This is a genomic window from Paraburkholderia bannensis NBRC 103871 (assembly GCF_000685015.1).
GTDB classification, from domain to species: Bacteria; Pseudomonadota; Gammaproteobacteria; order Burkholderiales; family Burkholderiaceae; genus Paraburkholderia; species Paraburkholderia bannensis.
Map to the genome: position 1 here is coordinate 147678 of NZ_BAYA01000009.1, position 20221 is coordinate 167898.

Annotated in this window: 16 protein-coding genes and 1 pseudogene; 11 read left to right on the forward strand and 6 right to left on the reverse strand. The window is 65.5% G+C overall.

What is annotated here, in order from left to right; all coding sequences use genetic code 11:
• Positions 1-98: 98 nt before the first annotated feature.
• The 3 genes and pseudogenes from BBA01S_RS41455 to BBA01S_RS47560 form a co-directional block, all read right to left on the reverse strand.
• Positions 99-602, reverse strand: a pseudogene (locus BBA01S_RS41455) (acyl-CoA thioesterase).
• Positions 603-770: 168 nt separating this feature from the next.
• Positions 771-1793: a GlxA family transcriptional regulator gene (locus tag BBA01S_RS16005; RefSeq protein ID WP_027817339.1), complete on the reverse strand. Its 1023-nt coding sequence runs from the start codon at positions 1791-1793 to the stop codon at positions 771-773.
• An 89-nt stretch (positions 1794-1882) separates the two neighbouring features.
• Positions 1883-2020 carry a hypothetical protein gene (locus BBA01S_RS47560; RefSeq protein ID WP_167336018.1) on the reverse strand — a complete coding sequence of 46 codons (138 nt, stop codon included), beginning with the start codon at positions 2018-2020 and terminating at the stop codon, positions 1883-1885.
• A gap of 168 nt (positions 2021-2188) precedes the next feature.
• On the opposite strand from BBA01S_RS47560, the gene BBA01S_RS16015 reads away from it, so the two are divergent.
• Both BBA01S_RS16015 and BBA01S_RS16020 read left to right on the forward strand, forming a co-directional pair.
• A complete protein-coding gene (locus BBA01S_RS16015) occupies positions 2189-2896 on the forward strand; it encodes an ArsR/SmtB family transcription factor (protein WP_027817340.1) in 708 nt (235 codons plus the stop codon).
• Positions 2897-3121: 225 nt separating this feature from the next.
• A complete protein-coding gene (locus tag BBA01S_RS16020; RefSeq protein ID WP_027817341.1) occupies positions 3122-5641 on the forward strand; it encodes a DUF6600 domain-containing protein in 2520 nt (839 codons plus the stop codon).
• An 84-nt stretch (positions 5642-5725) separates the two neighbouring features.
• Here BBA01S_RS16020 and BBA01S_RS16025 read toward each other — a convergent pair whose 3' ends face one another.
• Positions 5726-6697 carry a thymidylate synthase gene (locus BBA01S_RS16025; protein ID WP_027817342.1) on the reverse strand — a complete coding sequence of 324 codons (972 nt, stop codon included), beginning with the start codon at positions 6695-6697 and terminating at the stop codon, positions 5726-5728.
• Positions 6698-7475: 778 nt separating this feature from the next.
• Positions 7476-8867 carry a sigma-54 dependent transcriptional regulator gene (locus BBA01S_RS16030; protein WP_027817343.1) on the reverse strand — a complete coding sequence of 464 codons (1392 nt, stop codon included), beginning with the start codon at positions 8865-8867 and terminating at the stop codon, positions 7476-7478.
• Between the two features lie 598 nt (positions 8868-9465).
• Between BBA01S_RS16030 and BBA01S_RS45555 the strand changes: the two genes are divergently transcribed.
• The 9 genes from BBA01S_RS45555 to BBA01S_RS16075 all read left to right on the forward strand — a co-directional run bounded on the left by BBA01S_RS45555 (position 9466) and on the right by BBA01S_RS16075 (position 18631).
• A complete protein-coding gene (locus BBA01S_RS45555) occupies positions 9466-10053 on the forward strand; it encodes a hypothetical protein (RefSeq protein WP_245641504.1) in 588 nt (195 codons plus the stop codon).
• A 119-nt stretch (positions 10054-10172) separates the two neighbouring features.
• Entirely contained in the window at positions 10173-10685 is a 513-nt protein-coding gene (locus BBA01S_RS16040) for a hypothetical protein (RefSeq protein WP_042297328.1), read from the forward strand.
• Positions 10682-11293, forward strand: a complete 612-nt coding sequence (locus BBA01S_RS16045) for a hypothetical protein (protein WP_042297331.1) — start codon at positions 10682-10684, stop codon at positions 11291-11293. Before BBA01S_RS16040 ends, BBA01S_RS16045 begins: the two co-directional genes overlap by 4 nt.
• Positions 11294-11320: 27 nt before the next feature.
• On the forward strand, positions 11321-12904 hold the full coding sequence (locus BBA01S_RS16050) for a beta strand repeat-containing protein (protein WP_027817346.1): 1584 nt from the start codon (positions 11321-11323) through the stop codon (positions 12902-12904).
• Between the two features lie 97 nt (positions 12905-13001).
• A complete protein-coding gene (locus tag BBA01S_RS16055; protein ID WP_027817347.1) occupies positions 13002-13721 on the forward strand; it encodes a C39 family peptidase in 720 nt (239 codons plus the stop codon).
• Between the two features lie 14 nt (positions 13722-13735).
• Positions 13736-14587 (forward strand): hypothetical protein, encoded by an 852-nt coding sequence (locus BBA01S_RS16060; protein WP_027817348.1) that lies wholly within the window; start codon positions 13736-13738, stop codon positions 14585-14587.
• A 214-nt stretch (positions 14588-14801) separates the two neighbouring features.
• On the forward strand, positions 14802-16286 hold the full coding sequence (locus tag BBA01S_RS16065) for a hypothetical protein (RefSeq protein WP_027817349.1): 1485 nt from the start codon (positions 14802-14804) through the stop codon (positions 16284-16286).
• A gap of 17 nt (positions 16287-16303) precedes the next feature.
• Positions 16304-17986, forward strand: a complete 1683-nt coding sequence (locus BBA01S_RS41465) for a sigma-54 dependent transcriptional regulator (RefSeq protein ID WP_042297333.1) — start codon at positions 16304-16306, stop codon at positions 17984-17986.
• A gap of 147 nt (positions 17987-18133) precedes the next feature.
• Positions 18134-18631, forward strand: a complete 498-nt coding sequence (locus BBA01S_RS16075) for a dihydrofolate reductase (RefSeq protein WP_027817350.1) — start codon at positions 18134-18136, stop codon at positions 18629-18631.
• A gap of 113 nt (positions 18632-18744) precedes the next feature.
• Here the strand turns inward: BBA01S_RS16075 and pmbA are convergent, their stop codons facing one another.
• The gene (pmbA, locus tag BBA01S_RS16080) at positions 18745-20115 is read right to left on the reverse strand and encodes a metalloprotease PmbA (RefSeq protein ID WP_027817351.1); all 1371 of its coding nucleotides are present in this window, start codon (positions 20113-20115) and stop codon (positions 18745-18747) included.
• Between the last annotated feature and the right edge of the window lie 106 nt (positions 20116-20221).

A 20221-nucleotide genomic window follows, 5' to 3' on the forward strand; every position in this document is an offset into this window, starting at 1 on the left:
TCGAGCGAAATAGCCCTTAAATTCAGGCTATAAATGCAAAACGGGCGGCGAGGACTTTCACCTCGCCACCCGTTTTTTTTGTGCGCGCCGCGACTGCGTCAGACCTGCCCTCGCGCCACTTCCTCGGGCTTGAGATCGACGATCGCATCGAGCGCCTCCTTCACGTCGAGCGCGTACTTCGCGAGGCGCTTCTGCTCGTCCGTTTCCGGCGTGAAAGTGGGCACGGGAATCGGGTTGCCGTTTTCATCGACGGCCACGAACACGATCAGGCAGTCGGTCGTCAGGCGCAGCTGGCCGCTCTTGGGGTCGCCCGCGTGCACGGTGATGTGAATGTGCATCGAGGTGCGGCCCGTGGCCACCACGCGTGCGCGCAACTCGACCATGTTGCCAACCTAGATCGGGCGGCGAAACCGGATGTTGCCCACGCTCACCGTCACGCAGTAGCGGCCCGACCAGACCGCGGCGCAGGCGTAAGCCGTTTCGTCGATCCACTTCATCAGGGCGCCGCCGTGGACTTTGCCGCCGAAATTCACCGAGTTCGGTTCGGCGAGAAAACGGAACGTCGTTTCCGAACGGTCGAGAGGCTGCGAGGGCGTATTCATATCGGCTCCGGCTCGTGGGCTTGTGCGGGGTTGTGTCGGTTGATGTCGAAGCGCCCCGCGCTCGCGCGCGGACATCGTTATAGGTGCCGTCGATTATACGAGCGCAGGATGTCAGTCATGGTGCGGGGCCACAGGCGTTCCCACACCCATCCCCCACATCCCCCGCAATCAAGCACTCATCGCAGAGAAACGGGCGCGATAGTCGCCGGGCAGCACGCCATAGCGCCGCTCGAACGCACGCCGCAGATTCTGTTCGGTGCCAAAGCCGCAATCGGCGGCAATCCGCTTGACCGGCAGGCGCGATTGCGCGAGCGCATGCGCCGCCGCTTCGACGCGCATCGCCGCCACCGTGCGGGCGGGCGTGCGCCCCACCGCTTCCACATAACGGCGCGCGAAGGTGCGCGGGCTCATGCAGGCGGCTTCGGCAAGACGCTCGACGCTCAGTTCGCTGTGCAGGTTCGCGGCCATCCAGCCGTGCAACGCGTCGAACGCGCCGCCCGCCGCGCTTTGGGCCGCCAGCGCCTCGCTGAACTGCGCCTGCCCGCCCGGGCGCTTCATGAACACCACGAGGCGGCGCGCAGCCTGCATCGCGACGCTGTGGCCGCAGTCCTCCTCGATCAACGCGAGCGCGAGATCGATGCCGGCCGTCACGCCCGCCGATGTCCAGACCACGCGGCCCGCACGCTCGTCGCGTATGAAAATCGGCTCGTCGTCGACTTCGACCTGCGGGAAGCGGCGCGCGAGTTGCGTCGCGTTGCGCCAGTGCGTTGCCGCGCGGCGGCCGTCGAGCAGGCCGGCTGCGGCCAGATAGAACGCGCCCGTGCACACCGATGCAACGCGCCGCGCACGCGGCGCATTCGCCGCGATCCAGGCGACGAGTTCGGGTTGCAGGACGGTGTTGTCGTCGATGGGGACGCCGGGGACGATCAGCGTGTCGATGGTGGCGGGATCGAGCGCATCGAGCCGTTCGGCGATCACCGGCAGGCCCGCGAAGGTCGGCAGCACGCCGCCTTCGATCGAAGCGAGCGTGACGCGATAGGCGCACGGTTGCGCCGACGGCGAGGACAGTTGCGCGCGCAACGTCAGTTCGGCGCGCCAGAACGCCTCGATCGGGCCGCAAGCGTCGAGCAGCACGAGATCGGGCGCGACGGCGAAGACGATGTGGCGCGCGTGAGCGGTATTGGCGGACATAAAGGCGGCGTTCGGAGCGGATCCACTTATCTTCCCACGCTCGCGACTGGCAGTCTCGTCAATCTGCTGTCAATTCCTGCCACGCACGATTATTTGTGGAACGTGACGCCTTCGTCGATCGTGCCGTACATCGTGATACCGCTTGAGCTGCTGCCCGCCGGCGGCGTACCGCCGGCGCAGGCCGCGCAGAGCAGCGTGAGTGCTGCAAGGGCCAGAATGCGTTTCATGACTGCCTGTGTGCTTCGGAAAGAAGCCAATTTTAGCGCGGGGGCCCGGCGTCTCGCCGTTTCGGGGGCAGCACGCGACATTTCACGTCAAGCTGAAACGTCGAATGCCGCATTTCGTTAAAGTGCCAGCATGAACCGCCGCGACTGACGAGAGAGCCGATCATGCCCATCCCCACCGCCGACGAATCCACCCATTTCCCAGGTCTCGCGCGCGTTGCCGCGCTGCTCGCCGATCCGGGCCGCGCCGCCATGCTCTGGGCACTCATGGACGGCAGCGCCCGTCCCGCTGGCGAACTGACGCTGATCGCGGGGCTCTCGCCATCGGCGGCCAGCGCCCATCTTGCGCGGCTCACCGAAGGCGGCCTGCTGTCGGCCGAAGTGCGCGGGCGGCATCGCTACTTCCGCATCGCGACGCCCGACATCGCCCAGACCATCGAAGCGCTCATGAACGTCGCCCACGCCACTGCGCCCGCACGTCCCACGACGCGCCCCGCGCGCACCGTGCCTGTCGAGATGCGCCACGCGCGCACCTGCTACGACCATATGGCGGGCGAAGTCGCGGTGCAGGTGTTCGACCGCCTCGTCGAGGGCGGCCTGCTCACGCTCGACGGCGACGATCTCGAAGCCACCGAGGCGGGCGCCGCGCGGCTCGCGGCCTGGGGCGTCGATCTCGGCGCGTTGCGCGTGCGGCGGCGGCGCTTTGCGTGCACCTGCCTCGACTGGAGCGAGCGGCGCGCGCATCTGGGCGGCGCACTCGGCGCGGCGCTGCTTGAGCGCTTCACGTCGAACGGCTGGGTCGAGCGCACGAGCCGCCCGCGCGTGCTGCGCATCACCCCGCTCGGTCAACGCGAATTCGACGCCTTTGTGCGGGCTTGAAGCGCCCAATGAAGCGCCAAACAAGCTGACAAATAGCCGACAACTTCATTTAAATCACCTCTAAACCCCCTCTTTCCGGTCGTCATCACACGGTTTGTTACAGTTCGTGCAGATGCCTTAACAAATCCGAGCGCCTGGAAACATACGCGCCGGATAAAGTGGGTCGCATGGCTTCGCGATATTTCATCAGGAAGTCATGCTCTGCACCGCGCAGGAGAACACACCGTGAAAACGACAAACAAAGCGACCAACTACCGCCACCACACCTTCACGCGCCGCACGCTGATCGCGGGCGCCGTCCTTGCCGCCTTCGCGTTCAACCTCGCCAGCACCGATGCTGTCGCGCAGTCAGCGCCTCAAGTCGCACCGCAAGCCGCACCGGCGGGCGACCCGCCGTCGCGCGTCGCGCGCCTCGACTACATGGCCGGCGATGTCACGACCGAACCCGCAGGCGCCACCGACTGGTCGTACGCCCAGCTGAACCGCCCGCTCACGACCGGCGACCAGCTCTGGAACGACAGCAACGCGCGCTCGGAAATGCACATCGGCTCGACGGCTGTGCGCATGGGCCCGCAGACGAGCCTCGACGTCCTCAATCTCGACGACGCCAGTGCGCAGCTCAAGGTCGCCCAGGGCACGCTTTCGACGCGTGTGCGCTCCCTGCCCGCAGGCACCGCGTACGAAATCGATACACCGAATCTCGCGCTCGGCCTGAACGGCCCCGGCGACTATCGCGTGGACGTCGCGCCTGACGGCAGCACGACCACCGTGACCGTGCGCAGCGGCAGCGTGACCGTGTACGGCGAAAACGGCCAGATGCCGATGCAGGCCGGCCAGCAGATCCGCTTCACGGGCACCGCGCTGCAACAGGTCGCAAGCGACGCTGCGCCGCCGCCCGATGCCTTCGACCAGTGGGCACTCGCGCGCGACCAGGCCGAAGACCGCTCGGTCTCGGCGCGTTACGTGTCGCGCGACATGCCCGGCTACCAGGACCTGGACAATAACGGCACCTGGCGCGAAAGCCCGCAATACGGCGAGGTGTGGGTTCCGAACGCCGAGCCGCAGGGCTGGGCGCCGTATCACGACGGCCATTGGGTCTGGCAGGCGCCGTGGGGCTGGACGTGGGTGGACGACGCGCCGTGGGGCTTCGCGCCTTATCACTATGGCCGCTGGGCGCAGGTCGACGATTCGTGGGCATGGGTGCCGGGGCCGATGGTCGAAAGCGCACCGCCCGTCTATGCACCGGCGCTCGTCGCCTTCGTGGGCGGCGGTGGCGGCGGTTCGGACTGGGGCGTGAATCTGGCGATCGGCGGCGCGGCGGCAGCGGGCGTTGCGTGGTTCGCACTCGGGCCGGGCGAAGCGTGGCATCCGGGCTGGGGCGGCTGGAGCCCGCATTACTACCAGCGCGTGAACCAGACGGTGGTCGTCAATAACTATCGCCAGAACATCAACGTTACGAACATCAACGTTCACAACACCTATATCAACTACCGCGTGCCGGGCGCCGTCACGGCCGTGCCCGCGACCGCATTCGTCCACGGCCAGCCGACCGCGCGCTTCGCGCAGCACGTCGATCCGCGTCAGTGGCAGAACGCGCGCATCCAGCCGGGCACGCCGGGCATTGCGCCGGTACAGGGCAGCTTCGGGGCGAATATGCGTCGCGCCGACTATCGCCCGCCGGCTACGTTGAACCAGCGCCAGGTCGTGGCGACGCGTGCACCGGTCGCACCGCCCGCCTTCCGTGACAACCTGGCGCAACGTTTTGCGCATGGCGGCGGCACGGTGCCGGGCGCGGGTGCGCCGGTCGTGCGTGTCTCGGCGCCCGCGCATGCGTCGTTCGCGCCGTTCTCGACGGCGTCGCATGGCGGCTGGCCGCAACAGAACGTGCGCGTCGTGCCGCCCCACTCGCCTGAGATCAGCGCGGGCCGTCCGAATGGCGCACCGGGCGCCGGTACGCCTGGCGCAGCGATGCAGAACGCCGCGCATGGCCCCAACGAGCCAATGGGCCAGCACGGCCAGCCGAACTTCGCGCCCGGCGCGAACGCGATGGCGGCCAATATCCACGCTCCGACCGGTGCGCAGCCGAACGAGGCGCATGGCGTGCCGCGTCCGCCGCAGTTCGCGGGTCATCCCGAAGCTGGCCAGCCGCAGGCCGCAATGAACGGCCGTCCGGCGCCCGCTGCGCAAGCCGAGGCGCATCAACCGGAATGGACGCAGGCCCACACGCCGATGTCGATGCACAACCAGCCGGGCGCAAACGAAGCGGGCCGTACGCAGGCGCTCGCGATGCAGCCGCCGCATGAGGCCGAACAGCAGCGTGCGCCTGAACAGCGCGCCGCCCAGCCTGTGCCGCAACCCCAGGCGGCACAGCGCGGCTTCGAAGCTCAGGGCCATGCAGACCAACGCCCCGAGCAGCGAAACGAGCCGCGAGCCGAGCAAAGAGCCGAGCAGCCTACGCAAGCGCAGCAGCAGGCCCAACAGCCGCGCGAAGCATTCCACCCGCAGCCGCAAGCCCAGCCGCGCGCGGAAGCGCCGCGCCCGCAACCGCAGCAACAGGCCCGCGAGGAATTCCATCCTCAGCCTCAGCCGCGTCCGGAACCGCGCCCGCAGCCGCAGCCGCGCGCCGAGTTCCACCCGCAGCCGCAGCCTCAGCAGCACGTGGAAGCGCCGCGCCCGCAGCCGCAACCCCAGCCGCACCCGCAGGAACACGCGGGCGGCAACCATGACGAGCATCACCACGGCTAAGGGTTGCCACTAGCCCGGCCAGCAAAGCAAAAGCCCGCGAACGTCGCCGTTCGCGGGCTTTTTTACATCGGTGCATCAGAAACGTTACACCGCCATGCGTGCGGTCAGCGGCTCGTGGTGCCGGTAGCCTTCGAGCGAGAAGTCCGAAGGCTCGACCTTCTCCAGCCACTCGGGCTCGTAGACGCCGGTTTTCGCGTAATCCGGCACGCGATCCGAGATCACGAGGCGCGGGCTCTCCAGCGGCTCACGGCGCAGTTGCTCGTTGAGCATGTCGAGCTGGTTCTCGTAGATATGCGCGTCGCCGACGAAATACGTGAACCAGCGCGGCGTATAGCCCGTCAGGCGCCCGACCAGGCTCAGCAGCACGGCGCCCTCGGTCAGGTTGAACGGCGTGCCGAGACCCACGTCGTTGCTGCGGATGTACAGGCAGAGCGAAATTTCGCGCTTCGTCGGGTTCGGCAGGAACTGATAAAGCAGGTGGCAAGCAGGCAGCGCGATCTCTTCGAGGACGGCCGGGTTCCACGCATGAAACAGAATCCGACGATCGGCCGGATTGTTCATGATGGTGTCCAGGCACTGGCGCAACTGGTCGATCGCCTTGTAAAGCAGCACCTTCGGCTGGCCGTCTTCGCTGAATTCGGTCACGCGTGCGTAACCGCGCGATTCGGCGTCCGCCAGCTGGGCCGTCGCGCCCGCGTCGAGCACCTTGTAGGCCGGCCACTGGCGCCATTGCACGCCGTAGACGTCGCCGAGGTCGTCCGTGCCCTGCCGGTACGGGTTGGCGAGCCACTGGGCGTTGTCGTTCGCGTTGGCGTCCCAGACCTTGCAGCCGAGTGCGCGGAAGTCCGCGGCGCTGCGAGAGGCGCGCATAAAGCCGATCAGCTCGCCCACCGCCGATTTGAACGCGAGCTTCTTGGTCGTGACGGCCGGAAAGCCTTGCTGGAGGTCAAAGCGCATCATCGCGCCGGGCATGCTGATGGTGCGAATGCCCGTGCGGTTTTCCTGCCAGCTGCCGGTGTCGAGAATCGAGCGGACGAGCTCGAGATACTGTTTCATGCGGAGTCCCTGAACGGGGTGCAAGTGCCCCGTGCGGCTTCAAAAGCGAGATTCTATAGCAAGCGGCCGATCGCTGACCGGGGCCAAATCGCGCGCGGGGGCAACCACCGCTGGCTTTGGCTGGATATAGCGCTCATGCGTGCGCAAGGCGCGTAGCTAAAACGTGATTAATGCGGGCTATGCGCGGTGAATACGCTGTTACGGAACATAAACCGGGAACATCCCAATAGCGCCAGGAATGTAATTTGCGGGGCAGCACTATAGCGCAGCGAATCATCACTCAAACGGAAAATAATGCAGCCAATTGCAGTGCCGATAATCGGGGAAAAACGAAATACGGAAAAAACAACAGGCCCCTGCGGTATAAACTGGTACTACACCCGGCCATTTAAATGTCGCGCAAATTACGCGAGAAATATCACGGAATTCGAGTTGAACTGCGCGAGTTGAACTACGCGACGTGACATGCAACGCGACACGCGTACAAGCCTTATAAAGGCAAAGCAGGCCATTGCGGCGCGACAGTATAAATCGGGGAAAGATCAGAACAAACCGGATAAAACAGATTTTCGCGGACGAGGCGGCCCGCTCACGCGAGCCGCCACCCGCACGAACCCGCGCCCCCGCGCAAGTACGCTTGCACCCCTGACACCCTCACGGCCGCTATCGGCTCTTCGTCAGCGCTTGAACACGCCATGAACGCCATCGCCGGCGTCCAGCGGCCACGGATCGGGATTGCATGTGGCCGCTGTTTGGTCCCCTTCTTGCGAAGCCTGACTCAGGCCCCGCCCCCCGAAACCAGTCCGCCCGGATGCGGCGCAAGCGGGTCGCTTTCCATATGCCGCATGCCGTGTGCGCACAGCAGCCGGTACAAGGTCACCCGAGAAATGCCGAGCTCCTGCGCCGCGTCGCCCAGCCGGCCGCGATGACGCAGCAAGGCCAGTTCGATCGCCTGGCGCTCGGCCGCTTCGCGCGCCTGCGCAAGCGACACCGGCACGACCTCGACGTAATCGCCCAGTTCCAGGTCGCGCGCCGTGATCGCGCGCCCTTCCGACATGACGATGGCGCGGCGCACGCGGTTAATCAGTTCGCGCACGTTGCCGGGCCAGCTGTAGTTGTGCAGCGCGGCGATCGCATCGGGCGAGAAGCCGCGCAGGCGGCGCGCGCCGTCCTTCTTGAAACGTTCGAGCATGTGGCGGGCGAGCAGCTCGATGTCCTTGCCGCGCGCGCGCAGCGGCGGCTCGTCGATCTGCAGCACGCACAGGCGGTGATACAAATCCTGCCGGAAACGCCCTTCCACCATGGCCGCGCGCATGTCCACGTGAGTTGCCGAGATGATGCGCACGTCGACCGGCATCGACTGGTGGCCGCCCAGCCGCTCGATCTTGCCTTCCTGAAGGAAGCGCAGCAGGCTGGCCTGGCTTTCCATCGGCAGGTCGCCGATTTCGTCGAGAAACAGCGTGCCGCCGTTGGCCGCCTCGACACGGCCGATCTTGCGCTGGCTCGCGCCCGTGAAGGCGCCGCGCTCATAACCGAACAGTTCGGATTGCAGCAGGTGGGGCGGAATCGCGCCGCAGTTAATCGGCACGAACGGCGCGCTGCGGCGCGACGAGCGCTCGTGGATGGCGACGGCCGTGAGTTCCTTGCCGGTGCCGGACTCGCCCGAGATAAACACCGGTGCGTCGGTCATGGCGACCTTGCGGATCGAGCGGAACAGCGCCAGCATCGCCTCGCACGAGCCCACCATTTCGCCTTCGGCGCCGCCCGTGGTGTCGTTCGAAGCGGCTTCGACGAGCGAAACCATGCCATAGGCGTGGCCGACGGAATCGACGATGCGCTCGCCGCTCCACGGCACCGTTACGTAATCGAAACAGTAATCGCGCACCAGCCGGCGCAGGTTGGCGTCCTGAAGCTGGCCCGTGGTGGTCGCGGCAACCCAGCCCACGTTCGGCAACGTCAGGCACGGCTCGAACGAACCGATTTCATGCAGATGGAACTGGCTCGACAGATCCAGCAGGCCGCCCGCAGGCGTGCCCGCGCGCAGCGCGCGCCGCGCGTCGCGGGCGTTGCCCACGATCTCCACCTGCCAGCCGCGCTCGTGGAACCGCTCGTTCAGCGCTTCGTTGGGACTGCGCGTCACGTAAACCAACTGCCGCGTTGCGGATTCCATTATTCAGATCCTCTTGCCAACACATCGTTGCGGAATGACGGCACGCTCCTGATGTACAGACACGCAGCAAACGCTCCATGCGCCCGGCTCCAACGGGCCAGACGACACGACACCCTAGCTTTTGCTGACAGTGAATCCCCGAGCTGCGACGTGTGTATGTCAACAACCTGCCCTTGGCTGGGCTATTTGTTTTCGGTTTTACGCATTTTTCTGAAGCTTACTATATGCGCCGGGGACTTGGATAGAAAATATGCGGCGTGAATGGATAAGGGCACGATGGAAAGGTTTCCATTAGCTTTTCGCCTTGAATGATAAGAAGAAAATGATTACGTACATTTCCATTCGCGGCGCTGCCCAATCCCCTGCCCACCCGCCATTACGTAACGTCATTACGTAACAAAAAAATCGCGCAAACGTTCTCCGCTGAAACTCCTGAGCGAATTCCAGGGGTTTAAAGAGGCCGACGTTTCAGCGCTGAAACATTTTCGCTTATATCCGCAATTCAAAATCCGCTGAAAATATCGGAACCCCCGTCGTATCAACGGTTTCCGGGACATGGCACACGTTTCGCTAAATGACTCGCACCAGGAGACACGCCATGCGACTCATTCGTTCGAACGCCAAGCCCAGCGCAGTCAGCTATGCAGTCAGCCACGCCACCGCCTTCGCGGTCGTGCTGATTCCGGCTGCGCTCCTCGCTGCCGCGCCGTCGGTGTATGCGCAAAGCGCCACGGATGCGGCCAGCGCCTCCATCGTCGTCGCCAGCGTGAACGCCGATGTCATTCCTGCAACAACGCCGGTCAGCACGACGGCAGCCGCACCCGCGATCGATTCCGGCATGCAGCCGGCGACGCTCGACACTAACGCAGCACTGGGCAGCGGCAATAACCCGGATAACAGCACGAGCGGCGCGAACCTGAGCGCCGCCCCGCTTGCCGCCGACCCGGGCCCGGCCGGCGACGAACCGGTGATGGCCGGCGTCGGTTCGATCGACGACCAGACGCTCTCGCATCAACGCGGCGGCGCGGTCGGCATGTTGATGGTGGCAGCCACCCCGCAACTGATGCGCGGCGGCAACAACGTGACGCTCTGGGACGAGATCGCCCCACCCGCGCCACTGCCGATTCCGGTGGATAGCGGCCAGGCGGCGCAAGGCAACATCGCCAGCTACACCCGCAACAAGTGAAACAGATTCGCGCATTAAACCAGACGCAGTAATCCAGACAGAGGGAACGCGCCGTACGCGGCGCGGTTCGGGAGCGGCGAACCAGAGTCGCCGCCCCGAGGGGCAAGACGGAGACCGACATGAAAGTTCGCTTTACGACGCCAGGCGTGCGCCGGCGTTGCGCCCGGATCGCAGGAATCCTAAGCGGTGTGTGCGCAGCGGGGCTCGTTGCAGGCGTCAGCGCGCAGCAGGTGGTGAACCCCGGCGACATCATCGTCGAGCGCGACGTCACCCCGCGCAGCGCGTTCGCCAACGTTCCGAAGAGCCAGGATCCGGTGCTCGTGCGTGCCACGACGTTCCCGAAGAATTCGTTCGATCCGGCCATGGCCACGCTCGTCAACGATACGGATCTGACCAACGCACGCGGCAACTCGGGCGTCAACACGAGCGGCGCAATGGCGGGCGAAGCCGCAGGCGTGCAGGCCATCAACCGCATCCTTGTGGGCAGCCCGGCGGGCGGCTCGAACACCGCGCTCGGCGCCGGCGGCAGCGCGTCGGTGGTGGGCGGCATCGGCAACACAATTTCCAGCACCGTGACCGGTGCGCTGGCGCCGCTCACGAGCGCGCTCGGCTCCATCGGAGGAGTGAAATGATTCGTCGTCCCAACCTTCTGGCCACGCTCGCCTTCGCGACTGCCTCGGCTGCACTCGCAACCGGCGCACACGCACAGGTCACCGTCGGCGCCACCGCCGTGATCGCGCCGAACGCTGCGACCTCGACGACCGGTGCCGTGGCCGTGAACGAAGCCGCGGGGCTGAACAACGCACAAGGCAACCAGCTGACCATCAGCAGCGGCGGCTCGGTTGCGAATGTGAACCTGGATGACCAAAGCACCTCGAGCCGTGCGCGGCTCGCCAACGCCACCGCAATTATCGGCTCAGGTGCTTTCTCCAACACGTCGGGCGCCATGATGGTCAATCAGGCGGCAGGCGTGGGCAATATCCAGCGCAACAGTGCCCAGATCGGCACTGGGGCGTTCGGAGTGGCGATGCTCTCGGACGGGGAACTGTCCGCGGTCACCGCTCAGAACGGCAACAAGGCAAGCCAGGCAGGCCAGGCAGGCGGCATTCGTGAGGTACGCATCGACGGTGCGACCTTCAGGAATGCAACGGGCCTCGTGCAGGTGAACCAGACGGCCGGTGCCGGTAATGCAACGGCGAACAGTTTTGTGCTCCGTCCCCCGGCGGGCACTCTTTTCTAACTGACCACTCAAGTATCGGAGCGAAACATGAAGCGCACCCTCATCGCAGCGGCAGTCCTCGCAACGGCAGCAACGTCTTCGTTCGCAGCCTCGAACTCCGCCTACCTGTTCAATTACACGGCAGTGGGCGAACAAGTGGGCATCGAAGGCTGGGTCAGCCTGTACGGCTGCGTCGCCGTCTCCAGCACCGCTGGCGCTGTTATCAACAACTCGCAGACCACCAGCGGCGGCACGCTCCTGCCCCAGGCACAGAGCTATGTCACCGGCAACGTGAAGACCACGTATGACAACAACACGTGGAGCGTGACGGGCACCGGCACCAACACGAGCTACAAGAACTCGTCGTACGCAACGGCCGACCAGTCGGCATCGTCGAGCTCGTCGTCGCACTCGCAGAGCGCTTCGTCGTCTTCGTCGAAGTCCTCGTCGAGCAGCTCGAACTTCTCGAAGACCCTTAACGCAGGCGTCTCGGCCGACTACCACGTCACCACCGACAGCGGCAACGCCAGCAACTCGACGTCGGCCAGCACGTACAACAACACCGGCGACAAGGCCGTCGCAACGGCGTACACGAGCACGGGCAACAACACGTCGACGAAGTCGCAAAGCGCCAGCGGCAACGCCGATGTCAACGCGTCGTGGTACCACACCGGCAACCATCACAACGGTACGGCTGGTGCCGCCATCAACGGCGCCGAATCGACGACGCAAACGGCGACGAACTCGCACAACAACACGGACAACACGTCCAAGGGCGTGGCCTGGACGGCGTCGGACAACAAGAGCTCGACCAGCAACTCGACGAACGCGAACAGCGCCTATGCCGATGGCACGGGCAGCGCAGCACTGTCCGCCTACGTGAACGGCTCAAGCTCGAAGTCGAGCAGTTCCAGCAAGTCCGCCAGCAGCTCGTCGAGCGAATCGCGTTCGAGCCAGAGCGCCGATGCTCACTCGTATGCGAAGGCGACGCAGGAAAGCAAGGCATGGGGCTATAGCGTGAGCGACTCGCTGAACACGGTCAACGAAACGACGACCGGTTCGGTTACGCAGCACTACGACACGCAAGTCGCAGGCACGCTCAACGCCACGACGGGCAGCGACGCAGCAACGGGCGTCACGGGCAACCTGGGCGTGAACATCGCCGAAGGCATCAACAACGCACAGAGCAACAACGTCGCTCTCGCGTCCGTCGATGTGGGCAATGTGTTCGGCAACGCTCAGATCTTCAACACTCAAGCTTCTGGCGGCAGCGCAAGCGTGAAAAACTTCAACCTGAATGCGTCGGTGGGTGATGGCTCGCTCGCCAGCGTATCGGGCAACGTGGGCGTGAACGTCGCATCGGGTATCGGCAACGCGCAGAACAACAGCCTCGCCGGCTCGGTGACGACGTCGAGCAACGCTGGCACCGCCAAGACGACGGCGATGGTCGCAACCGACAACAACGTGCAGGACGCGGCGATGACGGCCACGGGTCAGTTCCAGGGCACGGCTTCGCTCGGCGCAGGTGCACTCGCCGGCGCCAGCGGCAACATCGGTGTGAACATCGCCGGCGGTATCGGCAACCTGCAGCACAACGGCATGGCCATCGCCGCAATCAGCAACGGCCACTAAGCAGTCCAGAAGTCGTAGCAAACCAGGGCTGTACCTAGACGCACCGGCCGCCGCCACACGCGGCCGGTGTGCAACCAGACAAAAGCAGGAGACCACCATGTCCGGGCTCGTATCGTCCCCGGCGTCAAGGATGTGTGCTGTCGCGCTGGCGCTCTGTGCCACCGCGGCTTTCATGCCTGTGCACGCGCAATCGACAATCGACGCAACGCATCTGGTCGGCGTACCGATCAAGCTGCCGCTGCGCTCGATGCGCGATATCCGCTACAGCAGCATCGTCAGCCAGCAATACGACTACAGCTGCGGCGCCGCCGCGCTCGCAACGCTGCTCAAGTATGGCTACGGCATCGACATCCCCGAACCGGAACTGATCCGCCGGATGATGGTGTACTCCACGCCCGAAGTCGTCGTGAAGAACGGTTTCTCCATGCTCGACATGAAGAAGTTCGTCGAAACGATCGGCCTGCGCGGGCGCGGCTTCCGTGTCAACACCGACGCCCTGTATCACTTGCAGATTCCCGTGCTCGTGCTCATGAACATCGATGGCTACGAGCATTTCGTGATCGTCAAGCACGCCGAAAACGGCCGCGTCTTCATTGCGGATCCGGCGCTTGGAAACCGAATCGTGGCTGAGGACGATTTTGCGAAGACCTGGAATGGTCTCGTCTTCGCGGTGCTCGGCAAACCGTTCCTGGAGGACTCTCCGCTGTTGCAGAACAACGAGTCGCTCGCGCTGAAGCTGCGCGAGAACGCCCTGCTCAACGGCACCGCCGCGACTCCCTTCTTCGAATACGGCCTCGATAAGGCCGTCATGTTCTGAAGTACACAAGAGTCATGAACCGCAACCTCTCACAGACTGGCATCGCTGCAGGCATCTGCGCGCTCGCCTGCGCTTATTCGCACGGCGCAAGCGCCGCCGAGAGCCTTGCCGCCACGCAGCCTCCGTTGCCCATCGCCCCCGCCTTTCTCGCCGGCGGCGGCGACGCCCTTCCCGTGCACTGCGAACCCGTCGACGACGACGTGCTCGCGCATCAGACCGGCAAGTACGCCGGCAACGACATGATTTCGGGCGTCGTCCTGAACGTCATCTCGCAATGGCAACTGCCCAACGGCGCCACCGCCACCGCCCAGGGCGCGCTCACGGTCGTGCAGAACACGGCCAACCAGCTGAGCGCCAGCGTGCAAACGAGCGCCAAGGTCACCGACCCCGTCGCGGGCGGCACCACCACGGCCAACAGCGGCGCCTCGCCGAATACATCGGCAACGGGCGGCCAGAACGTGTCGGTCAACGGCGTCTCGCAGGTCACCCAGGTGGCCGGCAACAACAACGTTGGCTCCAACGCCGCGACGATCGATTACACCAACAGCACGGGCGGCACGCAGCTTTCGGGGCTCGCGAACACGCCCAGCGCCTCCGCTTCGAACGCCAACGGCACCATCCGGGCCGGCATCGCGTTCGGCGGCAACGGCATCAACGTCACGTTGCAGACACCCGCCGGTATCGCGACGCAAAACATCATGCCGAGCAACACGGCGCAGGCGGGCGCGATCGCCCAGCTGCTCCAGGTCGCGGGAAATAACCAGCAGGTCGCCAATCAGTTGTCGCTCAGCCTGCAGACGCAGCAGATGAGCGCGCAAATGATCCGGCAGGCCGGCGTATTACAGGCTCTGCGCAATATCCGCTGAGAGACAGAGTCCACAACCAGAGCTCACGACTATCGCCAACCCAGATGCGCCGCCCACCGCCATGGGCGGCCACATAACAGAAGGAGGCCCGAGAAGGAGACCAGTACACGCAGGCCGAGGCCCTGCGTGACGTATCGAGGAGGTGCATCGACGTGCGCGGGTACGGGACCAGGGGGTCCGGTCATGCGGGCGAATTCGATCCGGGGGAAGAAAAATGAACACGATATTCAAGACGGCGGCGCCGCACGTGCGGCTCGCGGCCATTCCTGTAGCCGTACTGGTATTCACGCTTGCGCAAAACGCCAACGCGCAGGCGCTGCAAGGCCAGTCGCTGGAAGATCGGCTCAACACGCTCATGCGCGTGGTCGACGAGCAGCAACGCCAGATCCAGTCGCTAGAGCGCCAGGTCACCAACCTGGAAATGTCCCAGCGCGGACGCGGCATGCCGGGCGCCGGTGCGCCCGACGCCGCCTCCGGCACGAGTGTCGCCGAGCAGCCTGGCGCGGACGGCCTGCCCGTCCCGCTGCCGCCGCTCGCGCAGGCGCTGCCCGGTGCAACCGCGCCCGGCGCGCTCACGGGCACCGCTACCGGCGTGCCGGTGAACCCGCCCTCGCCCGATGCGGGCGCGACCAACAACGCGACCGGTTCGTCGGCGGCTAGCGGCCCGCAGCAGGGCGCGCCCGTCGGCGTGAACCCGAACAACCCGACCGTCGGCGAGACGCAGAAGAACGCGGAACCCGAGCGCACCCAGGCCGAACAGGCCGTCGTGCAGCGCGAGCATGCGCCGCTCTTCGACCACAAGCTCACGCTCGACTGGGGTATCAGCGACACCTATTACGATCGCCGCCAGTTGCAGCTGTCGGGCTTCCTCGCGCTCGATGCGATTTTCCTCGGCAACATCAATCTGGGCGAAACCAAGTCGCACCAGATCATGGCCGACCTGGACACGCGGTACGGCCTGACCGACCGCATGAGCATCGACGTCGACGTACCCTACATCTACCGCCACAGCAGCTTCATCGTGGGCGGCGCGGGCGGCTCGGCCAGTTCGTTGTCCGATTCGTCGGTGAACTCGAACGCCATCGGCGACGTGAACTTCGGGATCTACTACCAGTTCCTGAAGGAAACCAACAACATGCCCGACGTGGTCGGCAGCCTGCGCGTGAAGACGCCGACCGGCACCTCGCCGTTCGGCATCAAGGTGCAGCAGATCTCGCAGGACAACACCAACCTCGTCGCACCGACCAAGCTGCCCACCGGCACGGGTTTCTGGAACGTGACGGCAGGCCTGTCCGTGCTCAAGACCTACGATCCGGTCGTGCTGTTCGGCAGCCTCTCCTACACCTACAACATTTCGCGGTCGTTCTCCGATATCTCGTCGGTCATTGGGCAGACCCAGCCGGCCGACGTGAAGCTCGGCGACATCATCCAGTTCGGCGGCGGCGTCGCGCTCGCCTTCTCCGACAAGGATTCCGCCAGCATCTCCTACACCATGGCCATCGAGCCACAATCGAAGACCAAGGCGCCCGGCGGCAGCTGGACGGGCGTGCCAGGCAGCGAGACGACCGCCTCGGTGCTCAACTTCGGGCTCAATCACGTGGTCAACAAGCACCTGACGATCAACGGCGCCGTGTCCGTCGGCCTCACGCCCGACGCACCGAACTTCGTCGTCGGCGTGCGGTTCCCCTACACCTTCTGATGAATACGAGGTCAATCGTGCGCGAATCCTCACATCTGAGCGCCAACGTGACGTCGTTCGCCGGGGCGGGCCAGCGGCTCGCCGTGGTGGGACAGTCGCCGCACGCCGCCTTGCAGGCGGACGCGGCCGTCGAAGGCTCGGCGGGTACGGTAGATTCAACTGCGCGTGGCGTCGATGCGCCCAGCGCGTCGAATGCGACAAACGTTGCAAATGCAACGAATGCGACGAGTGCGACGAATGCAGCGAAGTCCAGCGATGGCAGGCCGATTGCCGACATCGACCGGATGTTGCTCTACGTCGCCCGCACGCCGGACACGCAACTCGGCGCCTACCTGAAGAGCCGCGGCTGGGAAGTCGCCATGGCGAAGAGCGCGCACGAAGCCACGCGCCTCGTGAAGCAAGAGCCGACCTGCGCGGGCATCATCGACCTGACCGGCTTCGCGCCGCGCGACCTGGCCGGACTCGAATCGGTGCTGCGCCTGCAACAGGTAGGCTGGATCGCACTGACCGACGCACAGCGCCTGACCGATCCGGAAGTGCGCCGCCTGATCCGCCACTACTGCTTCGACTACGTGCACCTGCCGGTCGCGCCCGCGACGCTCGACTATCTGGTCGGCCACGCCTTCGGCATGGTCACGCTGTGCGATCTCGACGAGGCCCCCGCCTCGGCGACGAGCCAGGACGAAGACGAGATGGTAGGCACCTGCGAGGCGATGCAGCAGCTCTTTCGCACGATCCGCAAGGTGGCGAACACCGATGCGTCGGTGTTCATCTCGGGCGAATCCGGCACCGGCAAGGAGCTGACCGCGCTTGCGATCCACGAGCGCTCGCCGCGGCGCAAGTCGCCGTTCGTGCCGATCAACTGCGGCGCGATCCCGAACCATCTTCTGCAATCCGAACTATTCGGCTACGAGCGCGGCGCCTTCACGGGTGCGAACCAGCGCAAGATCGGCCGCGTCGAAGCGGCCAACGGCGGCACGCTGTTCCTCGACGAAATCGGCGACCTGCCGATGGAAAGCCAGGCGAGCCTGCTGCGCTTCCTCCAGGAAGGCAAGATCGAGCGGCTGGGCGGCCACGAGCAGATTCCCGTGGACGTGCGCATCATTTCGGCGACTCACGTCGATCTCGAAGCGGCGATGCGCGACGGACGGTTTCGCGCCGACCTGTTCCATCGCCTGTGCGTGCTGCGTGTGGACGAGCCGCCGCTGCGCGCGCGCGGCAAGGACATCGAGATCCTCGCGCATCACGTGCTGCACAAGTTCAAGATGGACAGCGCGCGCAAGATCCGCGGCTTCACGCCCGACGCCATCGAGGCCATGTACAACTACAACTGGCCCGGCAACGTGCGCGAGATGATCAACCGCGTGCGCCGCGCGATCGTGATGGCCGAGAGCAAGCTGATTTCGGCGGAAGACCTCGACCTCGGTCAGTTCACCGAGCAGCAGACGGTCACGCTCGCGCAGGCGCGCGAGGCCGCCGAGAAGCGCGCGATCGAGGCCGCGCTGCTGCGGCACCGCCATCGTTTGACCGAAGCGGCGGCGGATCTCGGCATTTCGCGGGTGACGCTGTACCGGCTGATGGGCACGCATGGGTTGCGCGACGAAAAGTCGATTTTTGGCGGAGAGGCCGAGAATCAGGCGGAGGGTCACGCCGACGTTCACGCCGAAAGCCCCGCGCTGCCGGAGCATCCTGCCGATTGACGCGTGGCGACGCTGCGGCCCGATGATGTACGCATATCGGCCGCGGCGACGTCCAGGCGCCGATGCGGTTCGAAACGCGCCGTCGGGTAGAATCGATGGGATCGACCTTTCAATCCCATCGCAATTCGACTCTCTCCGACCCACTCGATGACGACGCTCACCCTGATCGTCGCTCGCGCCCAAAACGGCGTGATCGGCCGCGACAACGAGCTGCCCTGGCGGCTGCCCGAAGACCTCGCTTTCTTCAAGCGCACCACCATGGGCGCGCCCATCGTGATGGGCCGCAAAACCCACGAATCGATCGGCCGCGCCCTGCCCGGACGGCGCAACATCGTCGTCACGCGCGACGCCGGCAAGCGCTTTGCCGGCTGCGACACGGTGACGAGCCTCGAAGCCGCGCTTGAGCTTGCGGGCCAGGACCAGGCGCCCGAGGCGTTCCTGATCGGCGGCGCGCAGCTTTACGCTGAAGGCATCGCGCTCGCTCACAAGCTGATCGTCACGGAAATCGCCGCCGATTTCGAAGGCGACGCGCACTTCCCCGCGCCTGACGCGGCGGTCTGGGTTGAGACAGCGCGCGAGACACTGCATGCGAATGCGCCGAATAACTTCGACTTTGCGTTCGTGGCTTACGAACGGCGCGATTGAGCGCGATTGAGCGATTCGCTTCGCTGGATCCAAAACAAAACGGCACGCCAGAGCGTGCCGTTTTCGCATCTGCAGAGCGCCTGAAGCGCCCTCCCCAAACAATTGACTGCCGCCTACTGCCCCGCCACCGTCATGCGCTCGATCAGCACCGAACCGGTCTGGCGCGTACCGCGCGCAAGCGTATCCGCACCAATCGCGACGATGTGGCGGAACATCTCCTGCAGCGTGGACGCCACCGTGATTTCCTCGACCGGATACTGGATCTTGCCGTTCTCGACCCAGAAACCCGACGCGCCGCGCGAATAATCGCCCGTCACGAAATTCACGCCCTGCCCCATCAGCTCGGTCAGCAGCAGGCCGGTGCCGAGCTTCTTCAGCATGGCTTCGAAGTCGTCCTCGGGCTTCGTGAGCGAGCTTTCCAGGCGCAGGTTGTGCGAGCCGCCCGCGTTGCCGGTCGTCTGCATGCCGAGCTTGCGCGCCGAATACGACGACAGGAAATAGCCCTGCACCACGCCGTCCTTGACGACGTCGCGACGTTGCGTGCGCACGCCTTCTTCGTCGAACGGCGCGCTGCCCGCAGCACGCGGCACGTGGGGATCTTCGACGACCTGGATATGCGGCGCGAACACCGGCTTGCCCAGGCTGTCGACGAGGAACGAGGTCTTGCGATACAGCGCGCCGCCGCTCGTCGCCTGCACGAACGCGCCGAGGATCCCGGCCGCCAGCGGCGCTTCGAACAGCACCGGCACCTTGCGCGTGTCGAGGCCGCGCGCGTTCAGGCGCGAGAGCGCGCGCTCGGCGGCGTAGCGGCCCACGGCTTCCGGCGAAGCGAGTTCGCCCGCGCTGCGCCGCGAGGTGTACCAGTCGTCGCGCTGCATGCTGCGCCCCGATCCCGCGATGGGCGCGCAGGCGATGTAGTGGCGCGAGTACGGATAGCCGTGCATGAAGCCGCTCGACGTGGCCAGCACGAACTGCGAGTGCTGGGCGGACACGCTTGCGCCCTCGGAATTGGTCACGCGACGGTCGGTGGCGAACGCGGCGTCTTCGGCGCGGCGCGCGATTTCGACGGCCTCGTCGGCTGTGACGCTCCACGGATGGTAGAGGTCGAGGTCGCGCGGCGCGGTTTCCAGCAGCTCGCGCTCGGCGAGGCCCGCACAGTCGTCGTCGGCGGTGAAGCGCGCGATGTTGTAGGCGGCCGCCACGGTGTCCTTGAGCGCCTGCGCGGAAAAGTCCGAGGTGCTCGCGTTGCCCCGCTTGTTGCCGATGTAGACGGTGACGCCGACCATCTTGTCGCGGTTGTGCTCGATGGTTTCGACTTCACCGCGCCGCACGGACACCGAAAGACCGTCGCCTTCGGAGAGTTCGGTCGCGGCGTCGCTCGCGCCGAGCGCCTTCGCGTGGCGGAGGATGTCCGACGCGATCTCCTTCAGTTCGTCCTGGGTGTGCGGAAAAAAACGCTGCCGGGCTTCGATGTCTGCTGCCATTGTCGTTACGGTCCGGTTTTGGGCCGGTGCGGCCCGCTTGTCGTGTGTCGGAGGTGTCGCGTGATGCGTCGCGCGTACGCAGATTTGCCGTACATGCTGCGTCTTT

Coding starts and splice junctions, on each gene's coding strand:
- BBA01S_RS16030 (WP_027817343.1), bottom strand. CDS start 8,867: ATGGAATCCGCAACGCGGCAGTTGGTTTACGTGACGCGCAGTCCCAAC.
- BBA01S_RS16045 (WP_042297331.1), top strand. CDS start 10,682: ATGATTCGTCGTCCCAACCTTCTGGCCACGCTCGCCTTCGCGACTGCC.
- BBA01S_RS45555 (WP_245641504.1), top strand. CDS start 9,466: ATGCGACTCATTCGTTCGAACGCCAAGCCCAGCGCAGTCAGCTATGCA.
- pmbA (WP_027817351.1), bottom strand. CDS start 20,115: ATGGCAGCAGACATCGAAGCCCGGCAGCGTTTTTTTCCGCACACCCAG.
- BBA01S_RS16065 (WP_027817349.1), top strand. CDS start 14,802: ATGAACACGATATTCAAGACGGCGGCGCCGCACGTGCGGCTCGCGGCC.
- BBA01S_RS16075 (WP_027817350.1), top strand. CDS start 18,134: ATGACGACGCTCACCCTGATCGTCGCTCGCGCCCAAAACGGCGTGATC.
- BBA01S_RS16055 (WP_027817347.1), top strand. CDS start 13,002: ATGTCCGGGCTCGTATCGTCCCCGGCGTCAAGGATGTGTGCTGTCGCG.
- BBA01S_RS16050 (WP_027817346.1), top strand. CDS start 11,321: ATGAAGCGCACCCTCATCGCAGCGGCAGTCCTCGCAACGGCAGCAACG.
- BBA01S_RS47560 (WP_167336018.1), bottom strand. CDS start 2,020: ATGAAACGCATTCTGGCCCTTGCAGCACTCACGCTGCTCTGCGCGGCC.
- BBA01S_RS16040 (WP_042297328.1), top strand. CDS start 10,173: ATGAAAGTTCGCTTTACGACGCCAGGCGTGCGCCGGCGTTGCGCCCGG.
- BBA01S_RS16025 (WP_027817342.1), bottom strand. CDS start 6,697: ATGAAACAGTATCTCGAGCTCGTCCGCTCGATTCTCGACACCGGCAGC.
- BBA01S_RS16060 (WP_027817348.1), top strand. CDS start 13,736: ATGAACCGCAACCTCTCACAGACTGGCATCGCTGCAGGCATCTGCGCG.
- BBA01S_RS16005 (WP_027817339.1), bottom strand. CDS start 1,793: ATGTCCGCCAATACCGCTCACGCGCGCCACATCGTCTTCGCCGTCGCG.